Source organism: Sorangium sp. So ce1504, assembly GCF_051521635.1.
GTDB lineage: Bacteria > Myxococcota_A > Polyangia > Polyangiales > Polyangiaceae > Sorangium > Sorangium cellulosum_B.
This window is the reverse complement of sequence record NZ_CP150365.1, coordinates 11,942,234-11,962,225: the sequence shown is the minus strand read 5'-3', so window position 1 is coordinate 11,962,225 and position 19,992 is coordinate 11,942,234. Positions and strand designations below refer to the sequence as shown.

Genomic DNA, 19,992 nt, shown 5'->3' with positions numbered 1-19,992 from the left:
GCGCCCCTCGCCATGACCACCGCGCGTCTTGCCCTCGATGTCCTCCGCGCCGGCCCGGTCGCGGCGGGCGCGACGCTGTGGCGCAGCCGCGGCCAGCTCCACGTGACCCTCGTCGCCAAGGCGACCTTCGCGCTGGTCCCCGGCGGCGAGGCGCGGCGGATCGAGCCGCTGGAGCTGGTGCGGAGCGAGGTCTACACGCGGGGCAACCCGATGAAGCCGCTGCTCGCGGCGAGCGATCTCGCGCCCTGGCTAGCGCGCGCCGAGGTGGTGCTCACCGGGCACGCGTGGGCGCCCGGCGGGGCGCCGGTCCGGGGAATGGCGGTGCGGCTCGCGATCCTGCGCGCGGGGGCGGCGCTGGTGGACAAGCGCCTCGAGGTCGTGGGCGATCGGGCGGGCGGCGCGGCGGCGGCGGGGGCGCTGCCCGAGCCGTTCGTGAAGATGCCGATCGAGTACCAGCGCGCGTATGGCGGCCCCGGTGAGCCGGAGAACCCGCTCGGCGTCGGGGCCGGCGCCGACGAGCGCGTGGGCGGCGGCGGCGCGCTGCCCAACCTGCTGCCGCCGGGCGGGGGGCGCGCGCCGGTCGGCCTCGGGCCGATCCCGCCGATCGTGCCGAGCCGGGCGCGGCTGCTGCGCGGGCTCGCGCGCGCCGAGCTGGAGGGGATCGCGTCGATCCCGGACGATTTCGACTGGTCGTACTTCCAGTCCGCGCCGGCGGATCAGCGGTTCGATCGGGTGCTCGGCGGCGAGGAGATCGTGCTGGAGGGCCTGAGCCGGCACCACCCGGCGCTGGCGACGCGCCTGCCGGCGCTGCGGGCGCTCGCGACGATCCTCCTGCCGAACGGCGCGGCGCGGTGGCTGCCGCTCGTGGGCGACACGCTGATCGTGCAGCCCGACGCCGAGCGCTGCGCGGTGGTCTTCCGCGGGAGCTTCCAGGTGGCCTCGGAGGAGGTGCTCCCGGCGCTGCGCGCCGCGGTGGGCGTGGAGGTCGGGGACGAGCCCGTGCCGTGGCCGGACCTCAGCGAGGCGCCTGCAGGCGCGGCGGGCGCGGCGGGCGCGGCTGCGGGGGAGAGCGCGAAGCGGACGGACTGGAGCTCCACGGTGCGGCTCGGCGAGGGCGACGTCGTGGATGCGCCTGTGAGCGTCGCGGGCGTCGCGACGGGGCGAGAGCCGGCGCGCGAGGGGGCGCACCCGCTCGAGGGCACGTTCCCGCTCGATGACACGTTGCCCCCGGCGGGGAGCGAGCGGAGGCCGCGCGAGGCGCGCACCGTGCCGCTGCCGCCCGTGAGGGTCCGAGGCCCGGGCCAGGACGACGCGGTGAGCGCGCCGTTTCCGATCGCGCCTGCCGGGGCGCGTGGCGAGCGGGAGGGCGGCGAGCGCCCGAGCGCGCCGTGGGCGGCGGGCAGCGCGGCGGCGGTCCCGGCGATCGCGTCGCCGCTGGAGGGCACGGTCGATCTGAGCGAGCCGGAGGCCGCGCCTGCGCAGACGGCACCGTCGCCCGCGCAAGACGTCGCGCCTGCGCCTACGCCCGTGCAGATCGCAACGCCTGCACCTGCGCCAACGCAGGCCGCCGCGCCTGCATCTGCGCCAACGCAAGCCGCCGCGCCTGCGCCGGTCGCCACACCCACGCCCGCGCGCGCCTCCGAGCCGCTGCCCGCGCCGGAGCGCGATCCGCAGGTCGAGCGTTCACCCGAGCCGCGCGCGCCGACTCCGGCGCCGTCCGCGTCGAAGCAAGAGCGGCCCAACCTCCTCGGCAGCCTGTACAAGCGCTTCCGCAAGGACTGAGCCGGAACAAGGATGGAGGGACCAACCATGTCGGAGGGAGCCGTGGTTCGGGAGCGCGCCACGTCCGCGCGCGCCGAGGAATACCTGGGGCCGGCGCACGTGCTGGAAGCCCGCGGACAGGCGGCGGTGGTCGAGCTGCCGGACGGGGAGAGCGCTGAGGCGACGATGGCGCTGGCGATCCCCTATGCGCCGGCGGTGGGCGACGTGCTGCTCGTGATCGGCCGAGGCGCGCGCCTCTATGTCATCGGCGTCCTGCACGGGACCGGCAAGGTGACGCTGGAGCTCCAGGGCGACGTCGACGTCCGGGCCGCGGGCGGCGCGCTGCGCCTCTCTGGGGACCGGGGCGTGGAGCTCCGGGGTCCGGAGGTGGACCTGCACGGCGACAAGGTGCGGGTGTTCGCGGGGTCGCTCGTGCAGAAGGCGGCGTCGCTCGTCCAGCGCGTGACGGACCTGTTCAGCCTGCACGCGCGCGAGAGCCACACGGTGGTGGACGGGTCGGCGACGACGAAGGCGAAGAGCGCGACGGTGCTGACCGAGGAGACGATGACGATCAACGGGAAGGAGATCCACCTCGGGTAACAGGGAGGACGCGCATGAAAAAAGCCAGGCGGTTGAGCCACAACGGGCACAAGCTCGGGACGGACGCCGCGACCGAGACGGAGGGCGGCGCGGCGACCCTCCGCAATTCACAATCGATCCAGGCGCAAACCGAGACCCGGACCGACGCCCCCGATGCGAAGGAAACCGGCGAGACGAAGGACGAAGAGAGCGAGCCCGAGCCGCCGAACCGGAGCACGCCAGGCTCCGTGCTGGATCTGGCCCAGAAGACGGCGATCGAGGCGTACCATGCCTCGTCGAACAGCCGCGGAACCGGGCTCGAGCTCGCGGTGCTCGACCTTCGGGCCGATCGGAGCGGCGCTCTCCTCGACGTGGCAGAGCGCATCATGAAGGCTGCGCGCAAGACGATCTCCGAACCGACCGCTCCGCCCATCGCGGAGCTCACGTGGTGGCCCTTCAAGTCCATCAACAAGCGAGAGGACACGAGGGACAAGGCACGTCAGAAAGAGCTCTCTTATGCGGCCTGGGTCAACGCAAGGCAGATGGCGTATACAAGGGCCAAGACGGGCACGTCGCCGCTGCACATGAGCATGGACCAGGTGCGGGCCTTTGGAGCGCGGGTCGCGCAGGAGAGGGTCGGCAATTGCCTCGAGCTCTCCGCGTTGACGATCTGGCTCCTCTCCCATCCAGAGGAAGCCCACGGCGCGGAGGTGGACATGGTGCGCCTCGGCAAGCGGCTGCCCACCGCGGATAACGGCGGCTTCGCGAGCGGAGATCACGCCTTCGTCGTCCTGAACCCGCCGGAGGCCGACGAGAACGGCGGATATCCGGGCGACTTCGACGACTGGGGCGAGGCGATCATCATCGACCCCTGGGCGAACATCGCCTGCAAGGCGCGTGACTTCCCGGAGCGATGGCAAGAGAAGATGCGGAAATGGAAGCGCAAGGGGAAGGAGATCGACACCGTGACGAAGGACGGCGCGGGCACGAGGCCGCCTGACCAAGAGCCCTGGATCGACGGCATCGTCGTGTTCGAGAAGATCTCGGTCACGAAGTCGCCGCCGCCCGAGCCGACCCCCGGCGGCGAGGCGAAGGACGAGCACGACGCGGAGGCAGACGACCATCACGGTCAGAAGTGCGCTATCTGCAGTGTCATGTGAGAGCGCGGCGAAGCTGACCGAGGAGACGATGACGGTCGACGGGGAGGAACTCCTCCTCGGTAGCTTCCCGGGCGCCGATCGCCCTGGCCACCAGCCGCCTCAGGGGCCTGGGTAGCTCGGGTGGTGCTGGATGATGTGATCGGTGTGACCGGAGTGCTTCTGGTCATCGTAGTAGTTCTGGAAGTCCGTCCAGGGGCGGTCCGGCCTCTCGAAGCCCGGCGCGAACCGGTTCAAGAGCGCGTAGCCGCGATCCAGCTGCTCCATCTCCTTCATGATCTGGTAATGGCGCTGCGCCGCCTCCCACTCCGAGCGCTCGACCGCCCTCCCGTAGGCTTCGGGATCGACGAAGCTGCTCATGCCGGGCTTCAGGCCCGTCGCGTCGGCCCATGCATTGCACATCTCGAAGATGATATCGGAGTCGGTGCGATGCTCGCCTCCGGGAAGATTGAGGCCGATGGAGATGATGCGCCGATTCCCGGCTCGATCGTAGAAAGACACGTTGTCGTTGGTGATGATGTATTCGACGTCGCCGTCCTGGAGAACCCGGTCGACCATCGCCCGGAAGATGGCTGAGCCATGGTAGACCGCGTCGAAGACGCCCTGGGGTCTTCCCGGCGGGATCGTGACACGCCCGGGCTGCTGAGTCGGAGGAGGAGGCGGTGGCGGATTCGGAGGCGGCGGTGACGGCTGAACGATCGGAGGATTGCTCGGGGTGCCATTGTGGTACTGGGCGACGAGCGCCGAGTCCACGCGTTGCTGATTGCGTTTCCGGTACCCAGGCTCCGGATCGGAGAAGCCGAACGTCTGTGCGAGCGCCGACCTGCGCCAGGTGCCGTCCTCCGCCTTCGTCAACCGTTGGCGGCGTGCTGCGGGCCCGGCAGGCTGGTCGCCGGTGCGTTTCTTCGGGCTTCTGGTGACGGATAGGGTCTTGGTGCCAGACTTTCCCCGACCGCCGGTCGCGTTGTTCCGCGGTCTCGACGTACCCCCGGGGCTCTGCTGCTTCTTCTTCCTGTTCGTCACGGCCACCACCCGCGACGACCAGCGCCGCGCCGACCTGTCGGATCCTACAGACCGCCTGGACGGGGGGGCACATAGCCTGTCCCCCCATGATCCCACCGGTACGTGTTGTCGGGCAGCTTGTCACCCAGATCCACCACGTACGGCGTGACCGTTCCGTCCGGCTGCTGGACGTAGATGAACCCTATGCCGCGCGATCCGGTCGAGAGGTGCTGGTGCGACATCCTGCCCTCGGCGGCGCGATGGTGCCGATCGTTGAGCTGGCCGCGCCCGAGGTCTCTCAGGATCCGATCGCCCTCGGGTGACGCCCGGATATCACCTTCGGTGATGCCGTTCAGGTACTGCACCGGGTTCATCTCCCAGGTGCCGGAGTCATTCGGTTCGAACCGCGCGCGCCGGAGGGCGACGGCGTGCGCGCGCGCGTCCGCCGCGTTTTGCTGGTGCATGAGGTGGTTTCGCAGCTGCTCTAGCTCTCCCCTGGCAGTCGCCTGCTGCCCCGTACCCCAGAAGTAGGCGTCGGGAGCGGTGCTGAGGATGGCGAGCCTGCCCTTGGCCCATGCGCTCAGCGCAGGATCAGCGGATCGCGACGCCGACTCGAGCTCACGTTTCAAGTAGTTGGCCAATCCAACCAGAGCGTGATGCTCGACCTCTTCCGGCGACGGCGGCGGCGGCGCTGTCGGCGGCGGTGCCGCCGTCGTCGGCGGTACCAGCGGCACTGTCGTCGGCGGCGGCGGTGGCAGCGGGGCCGGCGCCGCCGGCGGCGATGCCGGCGGAGGTGGCAGCGGGGCCGGTGCCGCCGGCGGCGGCGCCGGCGGAGGCGGCAGCGGGGCCGGCGCTGGCGGAGGCGGCGCGGGCGGAGGCGGCAGCGGGGCCGGCGCTGGCGGAGGCGGCGGCTGGGAAGCCGCCCCTCCCCGATACCATCGGACCAATGCCCCGCCGACCCCGCCGGCCAGGATGCCCAGGCCCGCGCCAACCGGGCCTGCAACCATCGCCCCCACGGTCGCCAGGACCGTCGCGGGGGCTCCCAGGGTTATCGCCGTCTGCGTGGTGGGGAGGTACGCGGTGACTGAAAGCGTTCTGGTGGCAGCATTTCCCCCACCGGCCGTCGCGTTGTTGAGCGGTATCGAGGTGCCGCCGGGGCTATTCTGCTTCTTTTTCTTGTTCTTTTTCTTCACCCCGGCCACCCCCTGGCGGCCGTCTCGCCAGGATCCGGGTCCACACCCACCCCCTGCACCTCCGCCCCGCCCGGCAAGGTCACCCGCACCGCCGCCGCCATCCGCGCGCCCCCCTCGCCCGCGCAGAGCGCCTGCCCCACGCCTTTGCCGTGAGTCCTCTCGCCCGCGATCCCCGCCCGCCCGTGCACCTTGAGGCACCCCGCGAACAGCTCCGACGCCGACGCCGTCCCTCGGTTCACCAGGATCGTCACAGGCACCGTATACGGCTCCTCCTGCCGCGAGCGATAGACCACCTCATCACCGTCGCCGTCCGTCACCGTCGCCACGACGCTCCCCGCCGGCAGGAAATCCCCCGCGAGCTCCACGAACGCCCGCAGCTCTCCTCCAGGGTTGTCCCGTAAATCGATGACCAGCTCCCGCATCCCCTCCGCCTCGAGCGCCCGCATCGCCCGGTACACCAGCGCCGGCACGTCCAGCGAGAACACCCGGATCCGGATCACCCCGACACCATCGCTCAGCAGCGCGTGCTCCACGTTCCCCGCGCCCGGGAGCACCTCCGCCGGCGCCGCCGCGCACGTGTAGAACACGTTCACCGCGCTCGGCACCAGCACCGCGCCCACCGCGTTGTTCCCGGCGTTCCCGGTCGTCGGACAGGTGAGGTTGATCGCCGGCAACCCCTCGATGATCACCTTGGGATTGCCCGCCACGTAGGCGCCGAAATCCATGTAGAGCGGGTGCGCCACCCCGGGCTCCATCCCGAAGGTCATCGGGATGGTCGTGCCGAGGTTCAGCGCGTTCATCATCGACACCTTCACCTTCACCGAGAAATTCACCGCCATCGCGTTGAGCGCGAAGTTCGGGTACGGAATCGGCACCACCACCGGCCCCACCGGCGTCAGGCACACGTCCGGAAACCCGATGTTCATCCCGGCGCCGTTGTTGCTCGCAGGCAGCACGCGTCCGCTCCTTCCGCTCTTATCGCGGCGGACGCGGGGGCGTGTACGCCTCCGCCTCCAGCCGGTCGACGTCCGTCCGGCGCGCGCCGAGCAGCCTCGCGCCGGAGAAGCGCGCGCCCTTGTCGTGGAGGGCGTGCAGGTTGGCGCCGCCGAGATCGGCCTCGCTGAAGTCGGCCTCCTCGACCCGCGCGTGCGACAGGTCGGCGCGCTCGAGGCGGGCCGAGAGGAAGAGCGCGCCGCGGGCGTCGGCATGATCGAGCATGGCGTCTCGAAGATCCGCGGCGGCGAGGTTCGCGCCGTCGAGATCCGCCCGGGTGAACGTGGCGTACCGGAGCATCGCCCGCGAGAGCTTCGCCCCGCGCAGCGAGGCGCCGCCGAAATAGGCGGCCTTCGCCACGACATGCGGCAGGCTCGCCCCGTCCAGCGCGGCCTCGCGGAGCCTGGCCTGGGTCAGGATGGATCCCTCGAGATCGGCGCCGCGCAGGTTCGCCTTCGAGAAATCGCTGCCCATGAAATCGCAGTCGCGGAGGCTCATCCGCTCGAGGTTCGCCTCCATGAAGGCGCAGCGGTGCACCGTGAGGCCGGCGAACGAGACGGCGCGCAGATCCACGCCGGTGAAATCGACGCGATCGAAGATCGTCTTGCCGAGCACGGCGCTCTCCAGCGCGGCCCCGCGGAGGAGCGCCTGCTGGAGCACAGCGCGCGTCAGGTTCGCGCGGGAGAGCCGCGCCCTGTCGAGGATGCAGCGGACGAGGCGCGCGGCCGTGAGATCGGCGCCCTCGAGATCGGCCTCGATGAGGATCACCGACTCGAGATCGCGGCCCGAGAGGTCCACGCCGCGGAGGATCGAGCGCGAGAGGTCGCAGCCGAGGAGGCTCGCGCCCCGGAGGTCCGCGCCGGTGAGATCGCAGTCCGAGAGGATCGAGCGCTCGAGGCGGGCGCCGCGGAGGCTCACGCCGCGCAGGTCGGCGCCGCGCAGCGAGCAGAGGGAGAGATCCGCGCCCGTGAGGTCGAGGCCGGAGAGATCCGCGCCCGTGAGGTCGGTCCCGGCGAGGTCCTTGCCCGCGAGCTCGGGCCGGCCGAGCTTTGCCTCGTCGAGGACCACGCCGTGCATGCGCTTCGGGAAGCGGGCGCCGCGCAGGTCCGCCTTGACGAAGACCGCGCGATCGAGCTCCGCGCCGTCGAGGTCCGCGCCGGTGAGATCGGCCCCCACGAAGGCGCCGGCCTCGACGCGGGCGCGGGCGAGGCGCGCGCCGCGGAGGTTCGCGCGGGTGAACGAGGCGCGCGCGACGCGGGCCTCCGTGAGATCCGCGCCCTCGAGGTTCGCGAGGTCGAGGCGCGAGCCCGAGAGGGTCGCGCCGGCGAGCCGGGCGCCAGACCAGTCCGAGCCCACCGCCTCGACCTCGACGATCGTCGCGCCGGAGAGATCGGCGCGGGCGAGGCGCTGGTACGAGAGCTTCGCGCGGGTGAGCGTCGCGCCGGCGAGGCGCGCGCCCTCGAGGTTCGAGCCGAGCACGAGCGCGCCGTCCAGCGCGCAGCCCGCGAGGTCCGCGTCGCGCAGGTCGCACTCGACGAAGTGCGCGCCCGAGAGCGCGCTGCCCGCGAGCCGCGCGCCGCGCAGGCTGGTGCGGAGGAACTTGACGCGGGCGAGATCGAGGTTCGTGAGATCCCGGCCCGAGAGATCGAGGCCGTCGAGGCGGGCGCCGTGGAGCGGCGCGCCGGAGCGGATGCGGTCGAGAAGCTCCTCGACGCTCTTCACGCGCCCTCCAGGCTGGAGCGCCGCAGGTTCGCCCCCTTGAAATCGCAGCCGGCGGCGCTCGCGCCCTCGAGGCGGGCGCCGTACAGGCTGGCCCCGGCGAAGGAGGCGCCGTCGAGGCGCGCCTTGCACAGGTCGGCGCCGAAGAGGTCGGCCTGCGCGAGGTCGGCGCGCTCCAGCGAGGCGCGGTAGAAGCGGCTCCCGCGCAGGACCGCGCACGCGAAGCGCGCGCCCCGGGCCGAGGCCCAGGAGAGGTGCGCCCGCGGGAGGGACGCATACCGGAGATCGGCGCCGTCGAGCTTCGCCCGGAGCAGCGCCGCGCCCTCGCCGCGCGCTTCCACGAGCGTCGCGCGCTCGAGATCGGCGTCGGTGAAGCTCGTGCGCGGCAGGGACGCGCCCGTGAGATCCGCGTCCTTCGCGGAGGATCCGGCGCACATGCACCCGAGGAGCGACGCGCCCCGCAAGGAGGCCCGATCGAGCTTCGCCCCCTGGAGGACGGCGCCGTCGAGGTGGAGCTCCTCCCCGTCGATCTCGCGGAGGTCGGCCTCGTCGAGCAGCGCGCCGCGCCCCCGCGCCCTCGCCAGGCGGGCGCGTGCGAGATCGGCGCGGGTGAAGATGGCCTGGTCGAGCGTCGCGCCGCGCAGATCGGCGCCCGCGGCGCGCGCGCCGGTGAGGTTCGCCTGGGAGAGGTCGGCGCCCGGGAGCGCGGCGCCCTCGAGGTTCGCCTCGAACAGCACGGCCCGCGAGAGATCCGCGTTCGAGAGGTTCGCCCCCGCGAGGTTCGCCCCCGAGAGGAGCGCGCCGGAGAGCTTCGCCCCGGAGAGGTCCCGGCCCGAGAGGTCCTGCCCGGAGAGATCGCGCCCCGAGAGGTCGGCGCCGGGGCCGGGCTCGGGCGGCGGCGCCGCGGCCTCGCCGGGGAGCCGGTAGCCGGGGACGATCTCGCGGAGGCGGGCATCGCGGAGCAGCGCGTCGAGGCGCTCGACGCCCTCGAGCGCCGTCCCGCGCGCGGCCGCGTCCCGCCGGAGCTTCTCGACGCGCGCGACGAGCGCGTCGAGCGCGCCGCCCATGGGGACCCGCGGCGCGCCCGCGGGCGCGGCCGGGAGGTACGCGGCCTGCCGCTGCGCCGGGAGCCGCGCGAGCGCCTGGGCGACGGTGCGCTCGAGGTCGACGCCCTCGGGGGTGCGCAGGGCCCGGAGCTTCGCGACGAGCTGCCGCACGCGGTCCTGCTCCGGCGCGTGGAGGCCGCCGAGCCGCTCCGCGAGGAGCTTCGACACCGGATCCGCCTCGTCTGCGGCGGCGCGCGGCGGCCGCGGCGCGCCGTCGCGGACGAGGTCGTAGGCCTCGCGCACCTCCGGCGGGAGGTCCTCGAGGCCGCGCGGATCGCGGGCGAGCTGGGCGAGTGTCTCCCGGTAATCGTCGAGCGGCAGCGGCGCAGCCGAGAGCGGCTCGGCCGCGATGACGACGGCGCGCACGTCGGCGAGATCGTCCTCGGCCACCTCGGCGTGGCCGCGCCAGGTCAGCGTCACGAGGCCCGCGTCCGGCTCGACGAAGAGGGTGTCGAGGCTCATGCGGGCGTCCTGCACGCGGCCCTGGGCGTCCTCGACGACCGCGCGGATCCGGAGGCCCGGCAGGCGGAAGGAGGCGGTCTGCGCGGCGGGGTGGAGGTTCAGGAGCGTGACCTCCTCGTCGCCGCGCAGGTGGCCGGCGAGGCGCTGATCCGGCGGGGCGGCCTGGAAATAGGCCCAGTCGAAGTCCTCGGCGTACCAGGGGGCGCGTGCCTTCCGGTACGAGGGGCCGTACTCCTTGCCGAGCATCCGGCGGTGCTCGGGCGAGTCCGGGTGGATCGGCCCGAAGGGCGCGGGCACCTGGCGGCCCTCGCGCGGCGCCGGAACGAGCAGCGATTTCGACCAGCTCCCGACCGCGAACCCCACGGGGTGCTCGCGCTGCGGCTCGCCCGGCGGCGGGTGGCAGGCGCCGCGGAGCAGGAGATCCGCGGCCGGCTTCCAGTCGGCGAAATCGCCGGGGTACGTGCGCTCGCCGTCGCGCTCGCCGTCGCCTCCCTCGAAGGTCTCGGCGGTCAGCGCCCCCTGCGCGAGCTGCCCTTCCAGCGGCGCGAGCGGCTCGCCCAGGCGGAGCGAGAACCGGCCGCGGACGACGAGGACGACCTCGGGCTGCGGCGGCCTGCGCGAGCAGACCTTGGCGCCGAAGGGGAAGGGCGTGAGGTTCCGGGTCTGCATCAGAACAGGTTGATGACGCCGGACATCACGCTGTACGCCCCGGTGCTCACCGACTCGGCCGACGAGACGCTCGCGCAGATGTTCTTCACGTTGGTGCGGAACTGGGAGAGCTCCTGCCGGTTGGTCAGGTTGAGCTCGGCCTTGGGGCCCATGTTGATCGAGACCCCCGCCGTGAGCGAGACCTCGAGCATGGCCGCGATCGTCAGCTCGACCAGGCCGCCGATCGTGACCTCCTCGGTGGCGCCGACGGTGATCGACGCCGCATTGCCGATGGTGACGTCGCTCGTATTGCCGAGGGTCACCGACTGGACCTCGCCGATGGTGGTATCCGACACGAGCGAGGCGGTCGTCGTGCTGGACACGGTGCTGGCGGCGGTCTCGTCGCTGATCGACGTGGCGCTCGTGGTGCTGGAGATGGTCTGCGCGGTGGTCTCGTCGCTGATCGCGATCGCCGTCGTCTTGCTGGCGATCTGATCGGCCCAGGTCTCGTCGGAGATCAGCGGCACAGGGCAGGCCGCCGAGCCGGTGTACGACTCGATCCGCTGCGCCCAGGTGGAGCTCAGGCAGGTGGGGTTCGGTCGCTCGGCCGTGGGGGCCTCGGAGCCGGTGATGCTCGTTTGCTTGTTGCCATAAAAGCGATCGAACGTGTCGCCGTGATAGGTGGTGTCGACGTCGCCCTTCTCGGTCTTCTCGGTGACCTTCCAGGTGCCGTTGTAGTTCTGGACCCATTCGATGGTGGTGGCGGCGGTCCAGAGATCGGTGGCGTCCTGGATATGGCCGCCGGAGACGTCCCAGCCGGCGGTGTCCTCCTGCCGGCCGAGGACGAGCATGCGGTAATTGCCCTTGATGACCTCGACCTTGTCGCCGCGCGTGGTGGTGATGCGGTTGCCGTCGGAGTGGTCGCGCCAGCCGCCCTTGGTGTGGAGCTTTGCGGTCTCGGCCTGCCGCTCGGCCTCGGGGAGGAAATCGGGGCAGCCGTCGCGCTTGCGGGTGTCGTCGATGAACGAGGTGACCCGGGCGGCGAGGTCCTCGCCGGTCGCCCTCGGCGCGCCCGGGCTTCCGGCGAGGCTCGGGTCCTTGACCGCGCCGAGGCGCAGATACGAGCCCATCGCCTCGGCGTCGGACGCCGCGTCGTTGAAATTCGGGACCTCGATGAGGAGGTATTTCCCGTTGATACCCTCACCCTCGCGCGTACCCATGCGTGCCTCCGCGTCGGGTACAGTACCAGGCGAGCCGCGGAGGAGGCGCGACGATGAACCGAGAGCCGACGGAACCCCTGAGGTGCAGCGAGCCGTCCCCACCCGCCGCCGCCCCGCCGTGCGGTGAGCCCACGGCCGCGACGGCGCACCGCGCGCCCAGCGCCGTGACGATGGCCGCGGCATCCCCCGCCGCGCGCATCCGCGAGGCCCCGGACGCAGGGCCCCCGTGCAGCGAGCCGATCGCGCGCGCGGCGTGCGCCGAGAGCCCGGCGGAGGCGGCCGGGCCGGTGGAGGATCCCCCGCCAGCGCCGTCTCCGGACGACCGAGAGCTCCTCGAGGCGCCGGTGCGAGCGAGCGCCGGAGGGCCTCGCGAGGTGCCGCCATTGCCGCCGCGGGCGAGCGCCGGAGGGCCGCGGGAGCTCCCGCCGTTGCGCCCGGGGGCGAGCGCCGGAGGGCCGCGGGAGCTCCCGCCGTCCCAGGGCGGCCCAGGGGCGCCCGATCACCTGCCGTTCCGCGGGCTCGGCGCAGCGGAATCCGTGCTGCGCCCGCCGCGCGCGGCGCCGATGGAAGCGCTTCAGGAGGCGAAGGCCGCGCTCCGGGACCGGGCACGGCAGGCGCCGATCCTGCGGCTCGACTCCAGCGATTTCTCCTGCGACCTCCTCCGGGTGCGCGGGGTCCACGGCAAAGAGGCCATCGGCCAGCTCTTCTCGTTCGACATCGATGTCGTGTGCAGCGACGGCGCCGAGCTCTCGATCGAACAGGTGCTGGGGGCGGCGGCGTCGCTCGTGTTCGAGGTCGAGGGCGCGGACGAGCGGACCGTACACGGCATGATCGCCGAGGTGGAGGACCGGCACGAGACGGAGACGGCTCTCCGCTCCTACCGGCTTCGGCTCGCGCCGCGGGCGTTCCGCGCGACGCTGGTGGAGCTCCAGCAGGTCTTCCTCGACATCAGCGTGCCAGAGCTCATCCAGCACAAGCTCGCGATGGTGGGGCTCGGGCCCGAGGACGTGGTGATGCGCCTCTACCGCGATCACCCCCAGCGGGAGATGATCGTCCAGTACAAGGAGACGGATCTGGCCTTCATCTCGCGGCTCGCCGAGCACCTCGGGATCTCGTTCTTCTTCGAGCACGAGTCGGGCCGCGACGTGATGGTGTTCACCGACGAGCCGACGGGCTTCCAGCCGCTGCCGGGGGGAGACGCGGTGGTGTTCCGGCCGCGGGGCGAGCGGCGCGACATGTTCGAGCTCAGGGAGCAGGCCAGGGCCTTCCCCGCGACGTACGTCATGCAGGAGTACAATTACCGGACGCCAAGGCTCGACATGACGGCGGCGCACGAGTCGCCGGCGGGCCTCGGGGGCGGCGTCGTCGAGTACGGCGCCCACCACAAGACGCCGGAGGAGGGCCAGCAGCTGGCGCGGATCCGCGCGGAGGAGCGGGCCTCGTCGAGCCGCTATTTCGAGTGCCAGAGCGACGAGCTCCGGCTGATCCCGGGGGCCGTCTTCGCGCTCGAGGGCCACCCGCGGCTCGACGGCGAGCGGTTCCTGGCCGTCGAGGTCGAGCACCGCGCGGTGCAGCCGGTGGCCATCGAGGGCGGGGCCGGCGGCGAGCAGGAGTACGTCAACCGCGCGCGCCTGGTGCGCGCCGGGCAAGCCTACCGCCCGCCGCGGACGGCGCCGCGGCCGAAGATCCACGGGGTGGTGACGGCGCTGGTGGAGCCGCTCCCGGACGGCGAGATCGGGGAGGTCTCGCCGATCGACGAGCAGGGGCGCTACCGGGTGCGCTTCCACTTCGACGCGGGGGATCCCGCGTCGCGCGCCTTCCCCTCGCGGCTCGTGCGGATGATCCAGCCGCACGCCGGGCCGAACTACGGGATCCACTTCCCGCTCAAGCCCGGCATCGAGGTGCTGATGGTCTTCGTCGACGGCGACCCTGACCGGCCGATGATCGTGGGCGCCGCGCCGAGCCCGATCACGCCGTCGCCGGTGGCGCGGGAGGTGAACCTGATGCACCGGATCGAGACGTCGACCGGCATCCTCATCGAGATGCGGGACTGCCCGCCGCGCGGGTGACGCGGGCCGCCGCTACTTCTTGCGCCCCGATCGGCCGCTCAGGCGGCTGATCGCGTCGCCTGCGGCCCAGGCGACGCGGGCCGCCGCGTTCAGGGAGCGGACCATCGCCTCGGGCACCTGCGCGATCAGCCGCTCCAGATCGACCGGGCCGTCGATCGACGGCAGGAGCTGCTCCATCAGGTCGGCGAACAGGTCGTACTTGCGCGACAGGTCGTCGAGCCGCGAGCGCATCGCGTCGGCCTCCGCGCCCTGCGCGTCGCCGAGCAGCGAGAGCGCGCGCCGCGCGAGGGCGCGCTTGTCCTGCACCACGCGGCGCAGGCGGCCGAGGTACGCGCCGACGATCACGTCGGGGTACTTGCCGCGCAGCGCGAACGAGTCGTGCCGCGCGCCCGACTCCCGCCGGCGCTCGATGATCCCGGCCGCCTCGAGGCCGCGCAGGTTGGCGAAGATGTTGCTCTTGGAGCGGCCGAGCTCCTGGCTGAGCTCGTCCATCGAGCGCGGCTCGTCCGCCAGGTAGAGCGCCGCCACGACCTGCCCACCCAGCCGGGTGATGCCGGGGAACGACGCGGCGATCTCGGCGCCGACCCCCTCGAGCAGCGCCTGCCGCGCCGCCGCGACCCGCTCGTCCGAGGCGCTCCCGTCGCCCCCCTCGCCCGTTGCGGGCGGCTGCGGCGGGTGCGCTGTCGGCGACGTCGGCCTCCGGGCGGTCATGATGGGTGACTCACATAACGATCTTTCACGAATGCGCCAAGCGGCGAGCGCGCCCACACCCCGTATGCCTGGCCTGATCGCCCCGGCGCGGGAAGCCCGCTCAGGAATCGTCGGTGCAGACGTCGACGGACCCGGCGCGCGGCTTGCTCTTGTAGATATCAGCCGGGCAGCTGCCCCAGCGCGAGACCATCTCGCCCACCTCGATGGCCAGGCTGCTCGACCAGTCCCGCGCGCCGTCGAAGCGGGCCCGGATGATCCCGTTCGGGTCGATGATCCACGTCTCCGGGTAGAGCTGCGTGCCGTACTGGTCCATCACGACCTTGGACTCCGGGTCGAAGAGGACCGGGAACGGCGGGTCTCCATTCAGGGCCACCTTGAGCGCGTCGCGCACGTCGTCCGGCCCCTCGTCGGTCGAGACGGTGAGGACGACGATGTCCTTCCGCGACTGGGCGATCCGGCCGAGCTCCGCGAGCGCCGGCATCTCCTGCAGGCACGGGGCGCAGGTCTTGGTCCAGAAGTTCAGGAAGACCGTCTTGCCCCGGAAGGACGACAGCCGGACGGGCTTGCCGTTCATGTCCGGCAGCTCGAAGTCCGGCGCGAGCCGGTTCCGGCCGGCGTACGCAGGGCGCAGGGCGCAGATGGCCTCGCAGCCGGTGGTGCGCTGGTCATTCTGCGCGGCGTGCACGAAGCCGTAGACGGCGACGGCAGCGACGAGGATGAAGGCGAGCTGCGCGATGGTCGTCCACTTCACGGGGGTTCGCATAGCGTAGCGCGGCGCAGGGCGAAAGCGGGCCGAAACGCCCCGCCCCCGCTCTTCGACGCGGCTCTTCACTCCGGGCCGGAGAGCAGCCGCTCGAGCCGCCGCTCGTCGACGCGGTACTTCATGATCTTCCGCCCATCGAGCTCGACCACGGGGACCTCCCAGTCGTACAGCGCTCGCTTCTCCGGGCCGGCCTCCCGGTCGAGGTCGACGACGGCGAGCTCGAACGGCAGCCGGGCGCGCACGCGCTCGAGCGCGGCGTGGGCCTCCTCGCAGAGGTGGCAGCGCTCGCGCGTGAAGAGGGTCAGCGTCTTCATCGTCACGTGGCACCCTCCGGGCCGGGCTGCCGCGCCGCTCACCCCGCCGCGAGCAGCGGCAGGCTCTGGCGGCGCGGCGGCTCCGGCCGCTTGATCTTCTCGAACGCGCGCTCGTAGTCCCGGAACGAGCCGCCCGCGTGCACCGCCTGCAGCACGGCGTGCCCCTCGGCCTCGCCGCCGGCGGCGAGCACCGCCTCGACCCACGCCCAGCGCGCGCTCGTGGCCCGCACGTCCGCGCGGCCCCGCAGCCCGCGGCGGAGCCGGTCGAGCCGCTTGTTCACGACGTCGATCCCGGCGAAGCGCGCGCCGTGGAGCGGCGTGTTGCGCTTCGGGCAGAACGGCGCGATCCCGAGCGCGACCGGCACGATCCGGGACAGCTCCGTGACGAAGGAGACGCACTCGTCGACGTCGGCGTCGGTCTCGCCGGGGACGCCCACCATCAGGTACAGCTTGAGTCGATTCATCCCGTGCTGCCGCGCGAGCTCCGCGGCCCGCTGGAGGTGCCTGGGCCGGGCGCGCCGCTCGAGCGTCTCGCGGACCCGCTCGCTCGTGCCGTCCATCGCCGTCGTGAGCGTCTTGTAGCCCGCGAGCCGCAGCGCACCGACGAACTCGTCGGTCAGCCGGTCCGGCCGGAGGCTGCTCAGCCCGACCTCGCAGCCCCTCTCGGCGAGCGTCCGGACCACCTCGACGATCTTCGGATGATCGCTGACCGCGGCGCCGACGAGGCCGACGCGCCTCGCGTCCTCGGGGATGAGCTCGAGGAGGCGCTCCTTCGGGACGATGCGCATGCCGCCGTTGGTCGAGCGGCGCATCACGCAGTAGGTGCACCCGCGCGAGCAGCCCCGCTCCGCCTCGATGAGGAACATGTTCGAGAGCTCGGTCTCCTCGGCGCGGATCGGCGACCAGGCGGGAAGGAGCGCGTTGTCGCACTGCGCGACCGGGGGCATCTCCGCGCCGTGGCGCGCGGGGACGAAGACGTGGGGGAGGGCCGCCAGCGCGTCGAGCGCCGCCTCCCGCGACGAGGCGTCCCGCAGCACGCGGAGCGCCTCCACGGCCAGGGTGTCGGCCTCGCCCATGATGATCGCGTCGGCGAACACCGCGAGCGGCAGCGGGTTCGAGAACGTGAGCGGACCGCCCGCGAGGACGAGCGGATCGCGAAAGGAGCGCTCCTCCCGGAGCGCCGGTATCCCTGCCAGCTCGAGCAGGCGGACGACCCCGGCGAGCTCGAGCTCGTAGGCCACCGAGAGCGCGATGACCGGGAAATCGGAGATGGGGCGGAGCCCCTCGTACGTGATCGGGGGGCCGTCCGCGCCCTGGCCCTCGTCGTCCGGCAGGAAGGCCCGCTCACACGCCATCCCGGGCTCGGCCTGGATGGTCTTGTAGATCTGGAGGAAGCCGAGCGAGCTCATTCCGGCCCGGTACGGCGAGGGGTAAGACAGCGCGACGCGGAAGGGCGCCTGCTTGTCGATACGACCGATCTCGCCCGCCAGGCGGCGGCGGATCGTGGTCGTCATCGCGCTTCGAGACATCGACCCAGCGTCGCTCAGGGGACGTCCAGGCGCAAGGATGGGAGGCCAGCTGACAGCCGTCCGGAGCGGGGATTTTTTCCAGCTCACGGCCCACCGTTCTCCAGGGCATGTCCGGCAGCGGCACCCCCGCCGCGGGGACCGGGGGCCGGGCGCGGCGGCTCGCCCGGGCGGGACCAGAGGACGCGCTCGCCGTCGGTCTCCCAGGTCAGGGCGCCGCCGCGGTCCGTGCGCGCGATCGCGACGCCGCCGGCCGAGAGGCGGGAGAGCACCTCCGGGCTCGGGTGCCCGAAGCGGTTGCGGACGCCCGAGGACACGGCGGCGATCGAGGGGTCGACGGCCGCGAGGAGCGCCGCGCCGGTCGACGTCCGGCTGCCGTGGTGCCCCACCTTGAGCAGATCGGCGTGGAGCGCGGCGCCGTAGCGCGCCACGAGCGCGTCCTCGGCCTCGTGCTCCGCGTCGCCCACGAGCAGCGCGGAGCGCGCCCCGTAACGGATGCGCAGGACGAAGGAGTTGTCGTTGGCGCCCCGGTCGGGGTGGAGCTCCGGGCACGGCGCGAGCACCTCGATCGTCGCCCCCGAGAGGACCCGCGGCCTGCCGCAGAGCGAGTCGGGCCGCACGATGGGCACGCCGCGCCGGCGCAGGTCCGACAGGAGCTTCCGGTAGACCGGGCCCGCGCCCTCGGCCTCGCCCTGGCCGGTGTCCCAGAGCTCGCCGACCTCGACGCCCTCCACCGTGGTCGGCAGGCCGCCGAAGTGATCGGGGTGCGGGTGCGAGAGGACGACGGCGTCGAGGCGCGCGCGGCGGCGCGCCCGCAGGAGCGGCCGGAGCACGCGCGCGCCCGTGTCGACGGGGCTGCCCACGAAGCCGCCCGCGTCGACGAGCATCGCGCCGCCCTCGGGGAGGTCGATCAGGATGGCGTCGCCCTGCCCCACGTCGAGGACGTTGACGCGCAGCACGCCGCGCGGCGCGCCCGCGCGCGTGGCGACGCCCTCGAGCAGCAGCCACGCGCCGGCGCCGGCGGCGAGCGCGGCGAGCCGGCGGCCGCGGCGCTCCGCGGCCCACGCGAGCGCGATCGCGGCGGCGAGCGCGGCCAGCTGGGCGGGCGACGGCTCGGGCAGGCGCAGCACCACGCCGGTCTCCGCCGAGGCGCGGGCCACGGCGCGGACCGCGAGCAGCGCGCCCGACCCGACGAGCGCGCAGCCGCGCTCGACCGGCGGCGCCCACGAGAGCACGGCGTGCGCGAGGCAGAACGGGAGCGCCGCGAGCTCGCCGATCGGCGCGGCGACCACGTTCGCCGCCACGCCGAGCAGCGGGAACGTCTCCCCGTTCATGAGCAGCAGCGGCGCGCACCCGAACATGGCGGCGAGCGTCGTCGCCAGCGGCGCGAGGACCTTGCGCGCGAGCTCCCGCGGCGGCGACGCGCCCGGCCCGCCCTCGGCGCCGCCGTCGCCGCGCTTCCCCTCGCCGGGCACGAGCAGGGCGGCGAGCGGCCGCTGCAGCCAGAGCAGCCCGGCGGTGGCGGCCGCGGACAGGCCGAACGAGAGATCCCACGCGACGAGCGGATCCACGGCGGCGGCGCCCGCGAGCGACAGGGCGAAGCAGCGGACGCCCACCGGACGGAGGCCGAGGAGGCGGGCGCCCATCGCGCAGCTGAGCATCGCCGCGGCGCGCATCGCCGAGCCGCCGCCGCCGGCGAAGTCGGCGTACAGCCACGCGGCCGGCACGCACAGCGCCGCGGTGATCCGGCCCGCGTCCCACCGGGCGGCGATCGGCCCGACGCGGACGAGGATCGCGCGGAGCGCCGCGGCGAAGCCCGCCACCGCGAGCACGAGGTGCGTCCCCGAGACCGCGAGCAGGTGCGCGAGGCCGCTCTCGCGGAACGCCTCCTGGTCCTCGGGCGCGAGGTCGGTCTCGCCGAGCACGAGCGCGCGCCCGAGCGCCACCGCGTCGGGGTGGAACGTCGCCTCGATGCGCCCGCGCACGAACGCCCGCGCGCGATCGACGGCCGCGTCGATCGAGCGCCCCTCCGACGTCCGCCGCGCCTCGACGATCGTCCCGCTCGCGACGATCCCGCTCCGCGCGATCGCGGCGGTCGCGTTCCGGAGCCCCTCGTTCCGGAACAGGTGGATCGGCGCGAGGTCCACGGTGACCTCGAGCCGGTCGCCCCGGGCGAGGTCCAGCGGCGCGCCGTAGAGGCGCGCCCGGAGCGGCCCCTGCAGCGCTCGCCCGCCGCACGTCCCGCCGGAGAGCTCCACGTCGATGCGCGAGGCCGGCGGCTCGTCCTCGCCGCGCTCCGCCGCGGAGCGCCGCTGCGCCGCCCCGACCACGACCGGCGAGCCGACGACGGCGCACGCCACCTCGCAGCGCGCCGGCGGCTGCAGCAGCGCGAGGGCGCCATCGTAGGCGGCGCCCGCGCCGTCGAGCAGCGCGCGGGCGCGGAGGCCGCTCACGATGAGCGCCACCCCGGCGGCGGCGAGCGCGGCGCGGCCGGCCCGGCGGCGGAGCGCCGCCGCGGCGAGCGCGGCGCCGAGCGCCGTGGCCAGCGGAGAGAGGGCGAGCGGCGCGCCCGCGGCGAGCGCGAGGCCGAAGAGCAGGACGGGATCGATCACGGCCCCGCCGCCCCGCAACACCTGGGCCGCGCGCGTTCCCGCGGAATTTCACGGGGGAGCGGCCGCCGCGCCCCTGGCGCCGCCATGGCGGCGCCGGGCGCGGCGGCGCGCCGGCCGATCCTGCAAGAGCTCTCTGTTATGTGGGGGGAGCAACGAG

15 protein-coding genes are annotated in these 19,992 nt (G+C 73.6%); 4 read left to right on the top strand and 11 right to left on the bottom strand.

All coding sequences use genetic code 11. The features are described from left to right. Positions 1 to 12: 12 nt before the first annotated feature. From WMF39_RS45045 to WMF39_RS45035, 3 genes are read left to right on the top strand one after another with little or no spacing between them, the layout of a single operon-like run. Positions 13 to 1,782, top strand: a complete 1,770-nt coding sequence (locus WMF39_RS45045; protein ID WP_437742588.1) for a DUF2169 family type VI secretion system accessory protein — start codon at positions 13 to 15, stop codon at positions 1,780 to 1,782. 27 nt (positions 1,783 to 1,809) lie between these two features. Continuing rightward, positions 1,810 to 2,361, top strand: a complete 552-nt coding sequence (locus WMF39_RS45040; protein WP_437742587.1) for a DUF3540 domain-containing protein — start codon at positions 1,810 to 1,812, stop codon at positions 2,359 to 2,361. Positions 2,362 to 2,375: 14 nt separating this feature from the next. Continuing rightward, a complete protein-coding gene (locus tag WMF39_RS45035; protein WP_437742586.1) occupies positions 2,376 to 3,500 on the top strand; it encodes a hypothetical protein in 1,125 nt (374 codons plus the stop codon). 99 nt (positions 3,501 to 3,599) lie between these two features. Here WMF39_RS45035 and WMF39_RS45030 read toward each other — a convergent pair whose 3' ends face one another. The 6 genes from WMF39_RS45030 to WMF39_RS45005 form a co-directional block, all read right to left on the bottom strand. Then, the gene (locus WMF39_RS45030; protein WP_437742585.1) at positions 3,600 to 4,055 is read right to left on the bottom strand and encodes a hypothetical protein; all 456 of its coding nucleotides are present in this window, start codon (positions 4,053 to 4,055) and stop codon (positions 3,600 to 3,602) included. 509 nt (positions 4,056 to 4,564) lie between these two features. Beyond that, complete coding sequence (locus tag WMF39_RS45025; RefSeq protein ID WP_437742584.1) at positions 4,565 to 5,128, bottom strand: hypothetical protein; 564 nt, start codon at positions 5,126 to 5,128, stop codon at positions 4,565 to 4,567. 560 nt (positions 5,129 to 5,688) lie between these two features. Next, positions 5,689 to 6,648: a S41 family peptidase gene (locus WMF39_RS45020; protein ID WP_437742583.1), complete on the bottom strand. Its 960-nt coding sequence runs from the start codon at positions 6,646 to 6,648 to the stop codon at positions 5,689 to 5,691. Between the two features lie 19 nt (positions 6,649 to 6,667). Then, positions 6,668 to 8,407, bottom strand: coding sequence for a pentapeptide repeat-containing protein (locus tag WMF39_RS45015; protein ID WP_437742582.1), 1,740 nt, complete (start codon positions 8,405 to 8,407; stop codon positions 6,668 to 6,670). After that, positions 8,404 to 10,641 carry a DUF2169 family type VI secretion system accessory protein gene (locus WMF39_RS45010; RefSeq protein ID WP_437742581.1) on the bottom strand — a complete coding sequence of 746 codons (2,238 nt, stop codon included), beginning with the start codon at positions 10,639 to 10,641 and terminating at the stop codon, positions 8,404 to 8,406. Before WMF39_RS45010 ends, WMF39_RS45015 begins: the two co-directional genes overlap by 4 nt. Next, on the bottom strand, positions 10,641 to 11,840 hold the full coding sequence (locus tag WMF39_RS45005; protein WP_437742580.1) for a hypothetical protein: 1,200 nt from the start codon (positions 11,838 to 11,840) through the stop codon (positions 10,641 to 10,643). Before WMF39_RS45005 ends, WMF39_RS45010 begins: the two co-directional genes overlap by 1 nt. A gap of 53 nt (positions 11,841 to 11,893) precedes the next feature. Between WMF39_RS45005 and tssI the strand changes: the two genes are divergently transcribed. Further along, positions 11,894 to 13,909 (top strand): type VI secretion system tip protein TssI/VgrG, encoded by a 2,016-nt coding sequence (tssI, locus tag WMF39_RS45000; RefSeq protein WP_437742579.1) that lies wholly within the window; start codon positions 11,894 to 11,896, stop codon positions 13,907 to 13,909. Positions 13,910 to 13,921: 12 nt separating this feature from the next. Here the strand turns inward: tssI and WMF39_RS44995 are convergent, their stop codons facing one another. The 5 genes from WMF39_RS44995 to WMF39_RS44975 all read right to left on the bottom strand — a co-directional run bounded on the left by WMF39_RS44995 (position 13,922) and on the right by WMF39_RS44975 (position 19,835). Beyond that, complete coding sequence (locus tag WMF39_RS44995) at positions 13,922 to 14,620, bottom strand: GbsR/MarR family transcriptional regulator (protein WP_437742578.1); 699 nt, start codon at positions 14,618 to 14,620, stop codon at positions 13,922 to 13,924. A gap of 100 nt (positions 14,621 to 14,720) precedes the next feature. Then, on the bottom strand, positions 14,721 to 15,371 hold the full coding sequence (locus WMF39_RS44990) for a TlpA family protein disulfide reductase (RefSeq protein ID WP_437713126.1): 651 nt from the start codon (positions 15,369 to 15,371) through the stop codon (positions 14,721 to 14,723). A 77-nt stretch (positions 15,372 to 15,448) separates the two neighbouring features. Beyond that, a complete protein-coding gene (locus WMF39_RS44985; RefSeq protein WP_272101817.1) occupies positions 15,449 to 15,697 on the bottom strand; it encodes a glutaredoxin family protein in 249 nt (82 codons plus the stop codon). A 38-nt stretch (positions 15,698 to 15,735) separates the two neighbouring features. Then, positions 15,736 to 17,211 (bottom strand): B12-binding domain-containing radical SAM protein, encoded by a 1,476-nt coding sequence (locus WMF39_RS44980; RefSeq protein WP_437742577.1) that lies wholly within the window; start codon positions 17,209 to 17,211, stop codon positions 15,736 to 15,738. A 98-nt stretch (positions 17,212 to 17,309) separates the two neighbouring features. Beyond that, positions 17,310 to 19,835, bottom strand: coding sequence for a DNA internalization-related competence protein ComEC/Rec2 (locus WMF39_RS44975; protein WP_437742576.1), 2,526 nt, complete (start codon positions 19,833 to 19,835; stop codon positions 17,310 to 17,312). Positions 19,836 to 19,992: the final 157 nt, after the last annotated feature.

Excerpts from the sequence above, each read along its gene's own strand:
- WMF39_RS45045 (WP_437742588.1), top strand. The coding sequence starts at position 13 with ATGACCACCGCGCGTCTTGCCCTCGATGTCCTCCGCGCCGGCCCGGTC.
- WMF39_RS45005 (WP_437742580.1), bottom strand. The coding sequence starts at position 11,840 with ATGGGTACGCGCGAGGGTGAGGGTATCAACGGGAAATACCTCCTCATC.
- WMF39_RS44980 (WP_437742577.1), bottom strand. The coding sequence starts at position 17,211 with ATGACGACCACGATCCGCCGCCGCCTGGCGGGCGAGATCGGTCGTATC.
- WMF39_RS45040 (WP_437742587.1), top strand. The coding sequence starts at position 1,810 with ATGTCGGAGGGAGCCGTGGTTCGGGAGCGCGCCACGTCCGCGCGCGCC.
- WMF39_RS44995 (WP_437742578.1), bottom strand. The coding sequence starts at position 14,620 with ATGACCGCCCGGAGGCCGACGTCGCCGACAGCGCACCCGCCGCAGCCG.
- WMF39_RS45030 (WP_437742585.1), bottom strand. The coding sequence starts at position 4,055 with ATGGTCGACCGGGTTCTCCAGGACGGCGACGTCGAATACATCATCACC.
- WMF39_RS45010 (WP_437742581.1), bottom strand. The coding sequence starts at position 10,641 with ATGCAGACCCGGAACCTCACGCCCTTCCCCTTCGGCGCCAAGGTCTGC.
- WMF39_RS45035 (WP_437742586.1), top strand. The coding sequence starts at position 2,376 with ATGAAAAAAGCCAGGCGGTTGAGCCACAACGGGCACAAGCTCGGGACG.
- WMF39_RS44985 (WP_272101817.1), bottom strand. The coding sequence starts at position 15,697 with ATGAAGACGCTGACCCTCTTCACGCGCGAGCGCTGCCACCTCTGCGAG.
- tssI (WP_437742579.1), top strand. The coding sequence starts at position 11,894 with ATGAACCGAGAGCCGACGGAACCCCTGAGGTGCAGCGAGCCGTCCCCA.